The organism is Pumilibacter intestinalis (genome assembly GCF_943193005.1).
Taxonomy (GTDB): Bacteria; Bacillota; Clostridia; order Christensenellales; family Pumilibacteraceae; genus Pumilibacter; species Pumilibacter intestinalis.
Genome location: NZ_CALPCH010000030.1, coordinates 1 through 12,092, shown reverse-complemented (window position 1 = coordinate 12,092; position 12,092 = coordinate 1). Strand labels below are relative to the sequence as shown.

Sequence of the window (12,092 nt, the reverse complement as noted above, 5' to 3'; positions counted from 1 at the left end):
CCCTTCTCGCAATGACATGTTGCATGTTAACGTCATTGCGAGGGTGCTTGCACCCGCGGCAATCTCGGGCATGAGAAAGGCACAGTTTCTGCACTCGTTCCATGTATGGGATTGCTTCGTCGGGCTACGCCCTTCTCGCAATGACATGTTGTATGTTAACGTCATTGCGAGGGTGCTTGCACCCGCGGCAATCTCGGGCATAAGAAAGGCACAGTTTCTGCACTTGTTCCATGCAGGGGATTGCTTCGTCGGGCTACGCCCTTCTCGCAATGACATGTTGTATGTTAACGTCATTGCGAGGGTGCTTGCACCCGCGGCAATCTCGGGCATGAGAAAGGCACAGTAACGCAAATAATATAAATAGGAGAAAAAAAACATGAAAGAACTCGATGCAAGCAATTTTTCGGCGGAAATAAACTGCGAATTGCCCGTGGTGGTGGATTTTTGGGCACCGTGGTGCGGACCTTGCCGCAGTCAAACGCCCATACTCGAACAGTTCGCGCAAAAGTACGACGGCAAAGTAAAGGTTTGCAAAGTCAATACCGACACAAATCCCGAACTTGCGAACAAATTCGGGATTATGAGTATTCCCACCATAATGGTATTCAAAGGCGGCGAAATTTCCGCCCGCGCCGTGGGCGTTCAGTCCATAGACAACCTCGCGAAACTCGCGCAGTTATAAAAAGCGAATAAAATTTATTTAACCGCTTCCGCCTGACTTCTGGCTTTTTCGAACTCGGCAAGAACTATGCCGCGTAATTTTTCGCGCGTTTCGGTATTGAGCGGGTGCACAATATCCTTAAATTCGCCGGTGGGCGTCTTCTTGCTGGGCATGGCAATAAAGAATTCGTCGTTTCCCTCAATAATTTTTACGTCATGAATAACAAAGCAGTCGTCGATAGTGATAGACGCAACGCCCTTGAGTTTGCCTTCGTCGGACTTTACCAACCGAATACGTACTTCAGTAATGTTCATTTTCGCTTTCACCCTATACAAAATTATTGATATGTTGGTAATATTATACAACAATATCTTCGATTAGGCAATGATTTTACACCGATTTTTCAATTTTTTTGCATTTGCGCAAACTTTCGCGCCGCAATATCTATAGTTCCCGCGCCGCAAAATACCAGTGCGTCGCACTTTTCGGCTACGAGCAACGCGCTTCGGTTAAGCTCGCAATACTGCGAAAAAACCCGTGCCGAACGCCCGCAGTCGAGTATGCCGCGACACAAAACCTGCGAACTCACGCCCGCAACCGGCTGTTCTCTCGCCGCGTAAATTTCGGCAAGCAGTATTTCGTCCGCGCCGCAAAGCGATTTTACAAATCCGTCCATGAGCGACTGCGTGCGCGTATAAGTGTGCGGCTCGAACGCTATTCCCACTCGTTCGTAGCCCGCCGAGCGCAAGCACTCTATCACGCTCTCAATTTCGTGCGGGTGATGGGCGTAGTCGCTGAACACGTCGCAACCCGCCGCGCTTCCGAGAAATTCCAGCCTGCGCCCCGCTCCCTCGAAGCTCTCCAGCCCCCGCTTTATAAGAGAATATTCCATTCCCGCGCTCATTGCCGCGGCGCAAGCCGCCAAAGCGTTAAGCACGTTGTGTTTGCCCATAACGCGCAATTTTATTATGCCGAGCGGCTTACCGAAACGGTATAAAGTAAACTCCGCGCCGCCCCTGTAGTAGCTCGCGTTCGCCGCGCGGTAGTCGCAGTTTTCGCCCAAGCCGAAAGTTATGTATTTGCCGCGGCGCAAAGGTTCGCTCGCGGAGTCGTCGCCGCTGAGCACGCGCACGGGCGCGGAACGGGAAAATACGTCGAACGCGCTCGTTATATCGGCTATATCCCTGTAATAGTCGGTGTGGTCGAGTTCCACGTTGAGCACCACCGAAATCTTGGGCAACAGGTGCAAAAAATTGCGCTTGTATTCGCAAGCCTCGGTAACGAATATCTTTTTGCCGCCCACCCTGCCGCACTTTCCGCCGTATTCCCCGCCGAGGTGAACGGTGGGATTGAGCGGCTCGAAAATACAGCCGAGCATTGCCGTTACCGTGGTTTTGCCGTGACTGCCCGCAACCGCAACGGTAGTGCCGTAGCGCGAGGCAAGCTCGCCCAAAAATTCGGCGCGGGATAATATCTTAATGCCGTGTTCGCGTGCGTAAGCGAGTTCGGGGTTTTCGTAAGGCACGGCGGAAGAATACACAACCTCGTCCGCGCCCTCGGCAAACTCGGCTCTGTGCCCGTTCAGCAACGCGTCCGAGCCGCTTACGGTCGCTCCGTCGCTCTTTGCGATGTTCATGAGCACTTTCATGCTCGCGCCTTCGCACCCCACAAAATGAATTCTCATACCACACTTTATTCACTCGGTCAACAAAATGTTACAAAGCAGGAGATTGCCGCGGGCGCAAACGCCCTCGCAATGACGCTTGAGAGAGCATGTCATTGCGAGCGAGTGCAACGAGCGCGGCAATCCCTTTCGCAAAGAAAAAAGTAATATATTGTCGAAATCGCGCATATCATCTTAATACACGAAATCAAAGAGGTAGCGCAATGAAAAGTTATATCGTTTCACGCGCGCGGACGCTCGCCGAGCATATTGCGGCAACGGGCGATACCGTGCGCGGTGCCGGCGAAAAGTTCGGCATAAGCAAAAGCACCGTACACAAAGACGTTACCGAGCGACTCCGCGCCATAGATTCGGAGCTGTACGCACGCGTAAAAGATATACTCGAAGTGAATTTGAACGAACGCCACTTGCGCGGCGGCAACGCCACCCGCGAAAAGTACAAGCGAATTACCGAAGAGCAATAAATATATGAAAAACGCCTTTGCGCAGATTTACGCGGAGGCGTTTTCGTTTTATCTCTCGAACCACTCTTTCATTGCGGAAAGCACCCTTTCGAGCTCGCCGTCGGATATCACGTAAGGCACGCAAGCGTACATGCAGTTGAGAAAAGGTCGGGCAAACACTCCGCGCTCGCGGGCGAACTGCGCGTAACCGCTAAGCACCGATTTGTCGTTAACCTCCGCGCACACCATGCCGCCGAGCACACGCACCTCCTTTACGCGCCCGTCGCATAAGTCGCTCATGTATTCGCGCGTAAACTTTTCTATGTGCGCGATTTTGTCCATGTAGTTATCGCGCTCGAATATCTCTATAGACTTGAGCGCAACGGAGCACGCGAGCGCGTTGCCCATAAAGGTAGGTCCGTGCATAAACGCAAGCCGTTCGGAGTCGCCGTAAAATCCGTCGAATATTCTCTTGTTCGCAACGGTTACGGCGTGACCGGCGTAACCCGCGGTGAGAGCCTTGCCGAGCACCAAAATATCGGGACAAACGAGGTCGGCAACAAAGCGGTTGCCCGTGCGCCCGAACCCCGTGGCAACCTCGTCGAATATGAGCGGCACGCCGTACTCGTCGCACAGCTCGCGGGCACGCCGCAAAAACTCCGCGCCGTACACCCTCATGCCGCCCGCGCCCTGCAACAAAGGCTCCGCTATAAAACAGTAAAAGTCTTCGCCGCGCTCGCGAAATATCTTTTCGAGCGCGGGTATCTCGGCGGGGATATGCAAAACTCCGTTCTTTTGCGGAAAGGCAAAGTGATAATCTTCGTCGTCGCCTATTTCCATCGCCTTGAACGTGTCGCCGTGATACGCGTGCTCGAGAGCGAGCGCAACCCGCCGCTTGCCGCCCATGTTGAAATCGTACTGCAACGCCATTTTGAGCGCGACCTCCACCGCCACGCTCCCCGAGTCGGAGAAAAAGCAGTAATCGAGAGTATCGGGAAGCATGGACGAAAGTTTTTCGCTAAGTGCGAGCGCAGGCTCGTGAGTGAGCCCGCCGAGCATTACGTGCGAAAACTTTTCGAGTTGCTTTCTTACAACCTCGTTCAGTTCGGGGTGGTTGTAGCCGTGTATCGCGCTCCACCACGAAGAAACGGAGTCGGTGAGCCTGCCCGTGTTCGTATACAAATACACGCCCTCCGCCCTCTCCACCGCGAGAGGCTCGTCCATGTTTTTCATTTGCGTATAAGGATACCAAATCATATCGCTTTCACCTCTGAAACCACTCTTTCACATTCTCGGAAATTTCGGTATCGCCGCGGCGCACCTTCGCCAAAATCTTCAAACCCGTGATTTGTTCGCACATGTACGCGTTGTCGCGGCAAATTTCGTCGTCGGCGTAATTATTGAAAATCACGCCTTTGATTTTTATGCCCAGCGAGCGCATATATTGCGCGGTGAGCGCAACCGCGTTTATTGCCCCCAAACCCGAGTTTGCGACAATCACGCAAGGCGCGTTCATTTTGAGTATCACGTCGGAAAGGAACAGTTTTTGCGAGTCGTATCTGAGCGGGCACACTATGCCGCCGCTCCCCTCCGCAACAACGTACTTGTAGCGGCTTAAAACAGCCCCGTATCCGCTCATAATCGTTTCCTCGTCTATTTGCTCGCCCGCCGACTTTGCCGCAAGGTGCGGCGAACAGGGCTTGCAAAACACGTACGGGCACATGCTCTCCACGCTCTGCTCAATGCCCGAAATTCTCTTCGCGTACTCGGCGTCTTCGGCTACGGGATTGCCGAAGTCGTCGGTCTTGTCGCCGCTCATGGCGGCTTTGTAGTAGCCCGCGCTTTCGCCGAGCGCAACCAGCTTTTTGAGTATGAGCGCGGATACGTAGGTTTTGCCTACGTCGGTGCCCGTGCCCGTCACAAACAAAGTTTTATTCATCGTCTTTCTTCACCTCGTATCCCAAGCCGCCGAGCACGGCAACGTCGTCCTCCGCCGAAATGCCCGCCGTGGTGAGCATATCGCCCGTGATAGCCGCGTTCGCGCCCGCGCAAAAACACGCCTTTCCGCCGTCGGGCATGAGCGCCCTGCCGCCCGCAAGCCGTATGCTCGCGTTTGGCAATATGAACCGAAACAGCGCAACCGTTCGGCGTTTTTCCTCTTCGGAGAGCGGCGGCGCGTTTTCGAGCGGCGTGCCCTTGATGGGGTTCAGAAAATTTATGGGCACGGATTTTATACCAAGCTCGCGCAACTCGAACGCCATGTCCGCGCGGTCGGCAAAGCTCTCGCCAAGCCCCATTATGCCGCCGCTGCACAAACCGAGTCCCGCCTCTCTCGCCGCCTCGAGCGCGGCTATTTTGTCGCCGTACGAGTGCGTGGAGCAAATGTTGGGAAAGTACGCCCGCGAGGTTTCGAGATTGCAGTGCGCCCGCTCCGCGCCCGCCGCCTTGAGCTTAGCAAAGTTTTCCTTGCTCATAAGCCCCGCCGAAACGCACAGCGAAACAGCGGTTTCGCGTTTAACCGCTCTAAGACTTTCGCAAAGAGCGTCCACTTCTCCGTCGCTCAACTTTCCGCCCGAGGTAACAACCGAAAACCGCACCGCGCCAAGCTCGCAACTGCGCTTTGCGGCTTCCACTATCCGCTCGGCGCTCAACAGCGGATAGTGCTCCGCGTTAGCCCCGTACTTTGCCGACTGTGCGCAAAACTTGCAGTCCTCGCCACACCTGCCGCTCTTTGCGTTTATTATGGAGCACAGGTCGAACCCGTTTCCGCACCGCGCCGCGCGTATCTCGTCGGCGGCGGCGCACAGCTCGCTTAGGTCGGCGCGAAGCAACAGTTCCACGTCCTCGCGCTCCGCCCTGCCGCCTGCGATTATTCTTTGCTTGAGAGCGCGAAGCGTGCCTTTTTTTGCCTCGCTCCTTCTTATAAACGCTTGCGTGCGTTGAGCCGTGAGCGCGGCAACCACGCAAAGCGCGATATCGCCCGGCACTGCGAGCACAAAGCAGTATAAGAACAGCGCGCCTATGCCTATGGGCGAATTAAGGTACAAATTGCAAATGAGCCCGTAATAAACTATGCCCATTGCGTACACAACGCCCAAGCCCGCAAAGCCCGCGAGCAGCAGCCTCAAAAACGACGGGCGGGCTTTTTTGTGCGCGATAAAACCGGTCACGAACGAGCCCGCCACAAAGCCGAGCAGATAACCGAACGTGGGTTCGAGCACGTAAAAAATTCCGCCTCCGCCCGTAAATATGGGCAATCCTATGAGCCCGAGCGCAACGTAGCACCCCACGCTCGCCGCCCCTTTCCACCCGCCGAGCAACAAGCCCGCAAGGTTGGTGAACAGGAACTGCAACGTAAACGGCACTACGGGTATGGGAATGCGGATAAACGCGCCCGCGGCGGTCAAAGCGGTAAACAAAGCTATGTATGCAACGTCTTTTGTTTTCAATTGTAAACCTCTTTTATTGTGTAGTTTACAATTATTATAGCATTGCATTTTATAAATTGTCAACCGTTTACATTGCATGGTTTACATTTCTTGTAGCGTACAGTCACTGCGCCTTTCTATCGGCTGAGATTGCCGCGTCGGGCTTCGCCCTCCTCGCAATGACATATTGAGCAACGTCATTGCGAGCGAACGCAGTGAGCGCGGCAATCCCCTGCATGGAACACGCACAGTCACTTTCCATTTCTCATGTTTGGGATTGCTTCGAGCACAAGTGCCCTCGCAATGACCGAGTAACCCAAACCGTCATAATGACGGTGCGCCCTAAACTGTCATTGCGAGCGAGCAACGCGAGCGCGGCAATCTCATACATGGAACACGCACAGTCACTTTCCATTTCTCATGCGGGAGATTGCTTCGGGCACAAGTGCCCTCGCAATGACATATTGAGCAACGTCATTGCGAGCGGCGTAGCCGCGTGGCAATCTCATACATGGAACACGCACAGTCACTTTACAATATTTCCCGCGCGTGATATAATAATTAACATGAACACCAAAGACAGCGTAATAGCCGTGCTCAAAAAGAGCCGAGACTACGTTTCGGGCGAAAAGATAAGCGAAACTTTGGGCTTAAGCCGCATGGCGGTAAATTCCGCCGTGAAATCGTTGCGCGCCGACGGATACGAAATAACCTCGGTAACAAACCGCGGCTATCTTCTCACGCGCTCGCCCGATATTATCAACTGCGGCGAGCTGTCGGCATATCTTCCGAGCGAGAGAACGGAAAAAGTTCTTTGTCTCGAAAGCGTAGACTCCACAAACAACCGCCTACGCTCGCTCGCGCTCGAGGGTGCGCCCGCGGGTCAAATAGTAATTGCCGAAAGCCAAACGGCGGGACGGGGGCGTTACGGTCGGAGCTTCGCCTCGCCCAAAGGCAAGGGCGTGTATCTTTCCGCCCTGTTGCGCCCGCAAAACGTAACCGCCGCTTCGGTTATGTCGGCAAGCGCGTGGGTTGCGGCGGCGATACACAACGCCGTTATGAACGCGTTCGGCGTGCGCACGGGCATAAAATGGGTCAACGACCTAACGCTCGGCAGCAAAAAGCTGTGCGGCATACTCACCGAAATGAGCATAGAGAGCGAGAACGGTCACATACAGTACATGGTGATAGGCGCGGGCGTGAACGTGAACGAAACCGCCGAGGATTTCCCCGAAGAATACAGGAGCGTTGCAACCTCGCTTTACATGCACACGGGCGTAAAACTGAGCCGCGCCAAACTCGCCGCCGAAATGATTAAGTCGCTCGATAAACTTAGCGAAGATATTCCGTTTAACAAACAACCTTATCTCGATATTTACAGAACTTACAACGTAACCGCAGGCAAAGAGGTGCGGCTCGTTTCCGCGAACGAAAACAGCGTGGCTTACGCAAAAGCCATAGACGACGAGTTCGGACTCGTTGTTATAGACAAAGACGGCAACGAAAAAACCGTGCACAGCGGCGAGGCCTCGGTGCGCGGTTTGTACGGCTACGTTTGATTTTCAACCTGTCATTGCGAGCGAACGCAGTAAGCGCGGCAATGACAAGTTGGGTAATGCTGTCATTGCGAGCGAGTTTACGAGCGCGGCAATCTCATTCACGGAACATGTACAGCGGCTGTTACTTTCTCATGTTTGAGATTGCCACGTCGGGCTACGCCCTCCTCGCAATGACAAGTTGGGTAATGCTGTCATTGCGAGCGAGTTTACGAGCGCGGCAATCTCATGCGTTAAAACCGTTTGATTATTCGTAAAGTTTGCTTACGGGCAGGTCGGCGTATATAGACTCTATGGCTTCGGCGAAAATGGGAGCAACGGTAACTTCCTTTATTTTGGAAATGCGTTTTTCGGGCGGAAGCTCAATGGTATCGAGCACGAAAAGTTCTTCTATAACCGAGTTTTCAAGGCGTTCCATTGCGGGACCGGAAAGCACCGGGTGCGTACAGCAAGCATATACCGCGGTAGCTCCGCCCACCTCGATAAGAGCTTTCGCGCCTTGCGTAATAGTGCCGGCGGTGTCAATCATATCGTCTACCAAAAGGCACTTTTTGCCGCGCACGTCGCCCACTATGTTCATAACTTCCATTACGTTGGCTTTGGGTCTGCGCTTGTCCACTATGGCGAGATTGAGATTGAGCTTTTGCGCCATCTGGCGAGCTCTGCCCACGCTTCCCACGTCGGGCGATACCACAATCATCTCGTCTTTGTCTTTCATAAAATCTTGCTTTAAGAGTGCGCGAGTGAGCACGGGAATACCCAAAAGGTGGTCTACGGGAATATCGAAAAAGCCCTGTATCTGCGCCGCGTGCAAGTCCATCGTGAGCACTCTGTCCGCGCCCGCGCTGGTGAGAAGGTCGGCAACGAGTTTGGCGGTGATGGGGTCGCGCGCGCGAGCCTTGCGGTCTTGCCGAGCGTATCCGAAATAGGGTATCACGGCGGTAATTCTGCCCGCGCTGGCACGCCTTAACGCGTCTATCATAACGAGCAGTTCCATAAGGTTATCGTTTACGGGAAAGGCGGTGGACTGAATTACGAACACGTCGCAACCGCGAACGGTTTCCCCGATATGTACGGCGCACTCGCCGTCGCTGAACGTGCCCACTTCCGCGTCCGAAAGCTGCATTTTGAGCTTGTCGGCTATTGCCTGCGCAAGTTTACGGCTGCCGTTGCCCGCAAACAGTTTAATCTTGTTGCCGTGTGCAATCATGATATATTTTAACTCCTTTGTGAAATATGTTACGTTATTCTTTGGGCGCGAATTTGTTGCCGAGCCACTCGGGCTTGTTTACCTGTCTGGCTCGCGCTATAGCCAAACTGCCCGCCGGTACGTCTTGATTGAGCGTGCTGCCCGCCGCTATAAACGCCCCGTCCTCTATCACCATGGGCGCGATTATGTTGCTGTTACTGCCCACAAACACGCGGTTGCCCACTTTGGTGCGGAACTTGTCTTTGCCGTCGTAGTTTACGAACACCACCCCGCAACCTATGTTGCACTTTTCGCCCATCTCGCAGTCGCCCACGTAAGAAAGGTGCGAAACTTTGCAACCCGCGCCGATAATGCTCTTTTTTATCTCAACAAAGTCGCCTATGCGGCAGTCCGGCCCTATTATGCTGTCGGGTCTTATATAAGCGAACGGACCCACCGTTGTGCGCTCGCCTATGTAACTGCGGTATATGCGGCTGCTGTTTATTTCCGCGCCCTCGCCTATTATGGCGTCTTCGAGCACGTTGGAATAAAGCAGGTTCACGCCGTCTTTTATTACGGTTTTGCCCTTGAGAATGTTTTGCGGACCGATTTTCGCGCCCGCGGCTATCACAACGTCGCCCTCCACTACCGTAGTGCCGAGGTCGGAAAACCTAACCCCCCTGTCGGCATGATAGCGCAATATGCGATTTCGCATCACGTCGGTTATGAGCGCGAGGTTGTGCGGCGTGCTCGCCGTGAGAAAATCCTCTTCGGTGAAATAGTGGGTGCTGTCGGTGTAAAGTTTTTCGCAAGACGTTAAAAATGCCGTGCGGAAAACGTATCCGCGCGTCATTTTAACCACGTTGAGGTTGCCGTTCTCCGCAACTGCCACCGCGTCGGTCACCGTCTTTTTGGTGATGAGCGGCGTATCCGAAAACAGCACAACCGTATACTTTTTGCCCGCGTCTGCGTAATGCTTTACCTGCGCGGGGATTTCTGTCTTTTCGTCATAGTCAACGGCAACCGCGGTTACTTCCTCGCCCAAAGAGAGTTTAACCCAATCGAGCATGGTTTTTCCCAACACCTCGGTTGCGGCGGTGTCGCCCACAGACTCGTAATGTACTTTAAGGATAATACCGAATACGCTTTCCATAACGCTATAATTATAGTATCATTTTGCCTTTGTGTCAAGCGAGCCACACCCGCTTGAGCACTTTTTTATTTCTCTCGATTTGCAATGCCGTTACTGCGGGCGTTCCTTTTCGCTCTTGAATATTATGCCGAGCATGCCCGCGCCCGTGTGCGCTCCTATAACAGGTCCGCACCAGCCGTAGCGAACGTCGCAATCGGGGCGTTTCGACTTTATCAAAGCCTTCATTTCTTCGGCTTTTTCGGCGGCGTCGGCGTGCGCCATGTATACCGTGTCGGCGTTAGGCGCCCACTCGTCCATGTATTCCAACACGTAGTCGAGAGCTTTTTTGAAACCTTTGGCTTTGTGCATAACCTTGAGCTTGCCCTCTTTGTCGAACACAATCATGGGCTTTATGTTTAGAAGCGTTCCTATCGCCGCCGCCACGCCCGAAACCCGTCCGCCGCGCCTTAAGTGCTTTAGGTCGTCTACGATTATCCACACGTGGATTTTCTTTGTTTCTTCGTTGAGTAGCTTCGCCGCCTCGCTCCCGCCAAGCCCCTTGTTTCTCAGTTCGAGCGCGTCGTCGAGCACCATGTGGTGCACCTGCGTTGCGCAAAGCGTGTCCACTATGTTTATCGTCACGTCGGGATGACGCTCCGCAACCGCCTTCGCGCCCAAGCACGCCGACTGATAAGTTGCGCTCAGTCCGCCCGAAAGCGTGAGGTGCACTATATCTTTCGCGCCGCCCGCAACGAGCTTTTCGAAATACTCCTCGTGCGTAAACGCCGTTATCTGACTCGTTGTGGGCATCGCGCCCGCCCGCACCTTTGCGTAAAAATCTTTATACTGCTCGTCGCGCGTGAAATCGTCGGGAAAAGTTTCGCCGTTTATGGTAAACGTGAGCGGAACCCAAGGAATACCGAGCTTATCCAGCTCGTCGCGCATTACGTCGCAAGACGTATCGGTAGATAAAGTGAACATGAATATAACAATCTCCCTTCTTTTTCTCTTGCGCTATTATACCAAAAATCCGCGCCATCGTAAAAAAGAAAACCCGCCGTTGCGAATTTTCTAATCTGATTTTAATATTCGGCGCTTTTTATTAGGCTAAATATAAGAAACCGCTACTTCACCCGTCATTGCGAGGGCGTTTACGCCCGCGGCAATCTCAGCCGAGAGAACGAACGTCATTGCGAGGGCGTTTACGCCCGCGGCAATCTCAGCCGAGAGAACGAACGTCATTGCGAGGGCGTTTACGCCCGCGGCAATCTCAGGCATGGAGCGGATAAAGTTTCTTTTCCTTTCTCATGGCTGGGATTGCTTCGGCATTTCATGCCTCGCAATGACAAGTAAACCGCTACCCCCCCCCGTCATTGCGAGGGCGTTTACGCCCGCGGCAATCTCAGCCGAGAGAACGAACGTCATTGCGAACGAGCTATGCGAGCGCGGCAATCCCACGCATGAGAAAATTATTCTTCTTTAAGCCCCAACAAATAATCGGCGGAAACGCCGAAATATTTTGCCAACGCTGCCAAATACGAAATTTTGGGTTCGTTGATTTCATTCTCCCAATTCGAAATCGCCGCATTAGATACGTTTATTATCACGGCTAACTCTTGCATAGAAAGATTTTTATCTTCACGCAATTCTCTTAGTCTTTTGGAAAAAATTGTTTTCATACAAATATTATACTAAGTTTTCTTAATTTTGTAGTTGACTTTAAGAATTCTTAGTGATATAATTGTATTAAGATTTCTTAATAAGCAGTCGAAGAGGAACTAAGTATGGACAAAAGATGTGAAAACTGCAAATATTATGTAAGATACTATACGTTAAACATTAGCTTTCGTTTTGTTCGTTCCGATAAAGGCTTTTGCTCTTTCTCTCGCAAAAGCGGCAGCATTAAAAAATGCAACTCTCTTGCGTGCGATTACTGGGTACAAGCCATAGACAAAACAGAAGAGAATATAACTCGCTTCAAATACAACTTTTTTTCCAC

Annotated in this window: 13 protein-coding genes and 1 pseudogene; 3 read left to right on the top strand and 11 right to left on the bottom strand. The window is 52.9% G+C overall.

The annotated features are described in order from the left end of the window. The first annotated feature begins 376 nt into the window (after positions 1 to 376). Positions 377 to 682 carry a thioredoxin gene (trxA, locus tag NFR55_RS10060; protein ID WP_251548682.1) on the top strand — a complete coding sequence of 102 codons (306 nt, stop codon included), beginning with the start codon at positions 377 to 379 and terminating at the stop codon, positions 680 to 682. Between the two features lie 14 nt (positions 683 to 696). Here the strand turns inward: trxA and spoVG are convergent, their stop codons facing one another. Together spoVG and NFR55_RS10050 are read right to left on the bottom strand one after the other, a co-directional pair. Further along, entirely contained in the window at positions 697 to 975 is a 279-nt protein-coding gene (spoVG, locus tag NFR55_RS10055) for a septation regulator SpoVG (protein WP_251548680.1), read from the bottom strand. An 89-nt stretch (positions 976 to 1,064) separates the two neighbouring features. Continuing rightward, positions 1,065 to 2,345, bottom strand: coding sequence for a UDP-N-acetylmuramate--L-alanine ligase (locus NFR55_RS10050; protein ID WP_251548678.1), 1,281 nt, complete (start codon positions 2,343 to 2,345; stop codon positions 1,065 to 1,067). Positions 2,346 to 2,548: 203 nt separating this feature from the next. Between NFR55_RS10050 and NFR55_RS10045 the strand changes: the two genes are divergently transcribed. Next, positions 2,549 to 2,809 (top strand): sporulation transcriptional regulator SpoIIID, encoded by a 261-nt coding sequence (locus NFR55_RS10045; protein ID WP_251548676.1) that lies wholly within the window; start codon positions 2,549 to 2,551, stop codon positions 2,807 to 2,809. A gap of 48 nt (positions 2,810 to 2,857) precedes the next feature. Here NFR55_RS10045 and bioA read toward each other — a convergent pair whose 3' ends face one another. The 4 genes from bioA to NFR55_RS10020 form a co-directional block, all read right to left on the bottom strand. Beyond that, complete coding sequence (gene bioA / locus NFR55_RS10040) at positions 2,858 to 4,045, bottom strand: adenosylmethionine--8-amino-7-oxononanoate transaminase (RefSeq protein WP_251548673.1); 1,188 nt, start codon at positions 4,043 to 4,045, stop codon at positions 2,858 to 2,860. 7 nt (positions 4,046 to 4,052) lie between these two features. Then, entirely contained in the window at positions 4,053 to 4,727 is a 675-nt protein-coding gene (bioD, locus tag NFR55_RS10035; RefSeq protein WP_251548671.1) for a dethiobiotin synthase, read from the bottom strand. Continuing rightward, positions 4,720 to 6,237, bottom strand: coding sequence for a biotin synthase BioB (bioB, locus tag NFR55_RS10030; RefSeq protein WP_338052330.1), 1,518 nt, complete (start codon positions 6,235 to 6,237; stop codon positions 4,720 to 4,722). Before bioB ends, bioD begins: the two co-directional genes overlap by 8 nt. 103 nt (positions 6,238 to 6,340) lie before the next feature. Continuing rightward, on the bottom strand, positions 6,341 to 6,478 hold the full coding sequence (locus tag NFR55_RS10020) for a hypothetical protein (protein WP_251548669.1): 138 nt from the start codon (positions 6,476 to 6,478) through the stop codon (positions 6,341 to 6,343). Positions 6,479 to 6,680: 202 nt separating this feature from the next. Between NFR55_RS10020 and NFR55_RS10015 the strand changes: the two genes are divergently transcribed. After that, on the top strand, positions 6,681 to 7,775 hold the full coding sequence (locus NFR55_RS10015; protein WP_251548667.1) for a biotin--[acetyl-CoA-carboxylase] ligase: 1,095 nt from the start codon (positions 6,681 to 6,683) through the stop codon (positions 7,773 to 7,775). A gap of 244 nt (positions 7,776 to 8,019) precedes the next feature. On the opposite strand, the gene NFR55_RS10010 is transcribed toward NFR55_RS10015, so the two are convergent. The 5 genes and pseudogenes from NFR55_RS10010 to NFR55_RS09990 form a co-directional block, all read right to left on the bottom strand. Next, entirely contained in the window at positions 8,020 to 8,982 is a 963-nt protein-coding gene (locus NFR55_RS10010) for a ribose-phosphate pyrophosphokinase (protein WP_251548665.1), read from the bottom strand. Positions 8,983 to 9,016: 34 nt separating this feature from the next. Next, a pseudogene (locus NFR55_RS10615) lies at positions 9,017 to 9,487 on the bottom strand (GlgC family sugar phosphate nucleotidyltransferase); the annotation flags it as partial. A 717-nt stretch (positions 9,488 to 10,204) separates the two neighbouring features. Further along, positions 10,205 to 11,074, bottom strand: coding sequence for a DegV family protein (locus NFR55_RS10000; RefSeq protein WP_251548662.1), 870 nt, complete (start codon positions 11,072 to 11,074; stop codon positions 10,205 to 10,207). Between the two features lie 126 nt (positions 11,075 to 11,200). Beyond that, positions 11,201 to 11,371 carry a hypothetical protein gene (locus NFR55_RS09995; protein ID WP_251548660.1) on the bottom strand — a complete coding sequence of 57 codons (171 nt, stop codon included), beginning with the start codon at positions 11,369 to 11,371 and terminating at the stop codon, positions 11,201 to 11,203. 191 nt (positions 11,372 to 11,562) lie between these two features. Beyond that, positions 11,563 to 11,772 carry a helix-turn-helix domain-containing protein gene (locus NFR55_RS09990; RefSeq protein ID WP_251548658.1) on the bottom strand — a complete coding sequence of 70 codons (210 nt, stop codon included), beginning with the start codon at positions 11,770 to 11,772 and terminating at the stop codon, positions 11,563 to 11,565. Between the last annotated feature and the right edge of the window lie 320 nt (positions 11,773 to 12,092).

Excerpts from the sequence above, each read along its gene's own strand:
- trxA (WP_251548682.1), top strand. The coding sequence starts at position 377 with ATGAAAGAACTCGATGCAAGCAATTTTTCGGCGGAAATAAACTGCGAA.
- spoVG (WP_251548680.1), bottom strand. The coding sequence starts at position 975 with ATGAACATTACTGAAGTACGTATTCGGTTGGTAAAGTCCGACGAAGGC.
- NFR55_RS10050 (WP_251548678.1), bottom strand. The coding sequence starts at position 2,345 with ATGAGAATTCATTTTGTGGGGTGCGAAGGCGCGAGCATGAAAGTGCTC.
- NFR55_RS10045 (WP_251548676.1), top strand. The coding sequence starts at position 2,549 with ATGAAAAGTTATATCGTTTCACGCGCGCGGACGCTCGCCGAGCATATT.
- bioA (WP_251548673.1), bottom strand. The coding sequence starts at position 4,045 with ATGATTTGGTATCCTTATACGCAAATGAAAAACATGGACGAGCCTCTC.
- bioD (WP_251548671.1), bottom strand. The coding sequence starts at position 4,727 with ATGAATAAAACTTTGTTTGTGACGGGCACGGGCACCGACGTAGGCAAA.
- NFR55_RS10020 (WP_251548669.1), bottom strand. The coding sequence starts at position 6,478 with ATGGAAAGTGACTGTGCGTGTTCCATGCAGGGGATTGCCGCGCTCACT.
- NFR55_RS10010 (WP_251548665.1), bottom strand. The coding sequence starts at position 8,982 with ATGATTGCACACGGCAACAAGATTAAACTGTTTGCGGGCAACGGCAGC.
- NFR55_RS10000 (WP_251548662.1), bottom strand. The coding sequence starts at position 11,074 with ATGTTCACTTTATCTACCGATACGTCTTGCGACGTAATGCGCGACGAG.
- NFR55_RS09995 (WP_251548660.1), bottom strand. The coding sequence starts at position 11,371 with ATGCCTGAGATTGCCGCGGGCGTAAACGCCCTCGCAATGACGTTCGTT.
- NFR55_RS09990 (WP_251548658.1), bottom strand. The coding sequence starts at position 11,772 with ATGAAAACAATTTTTTCCAAAAGACTAAGAGAATTGCGTGAAGATAAA.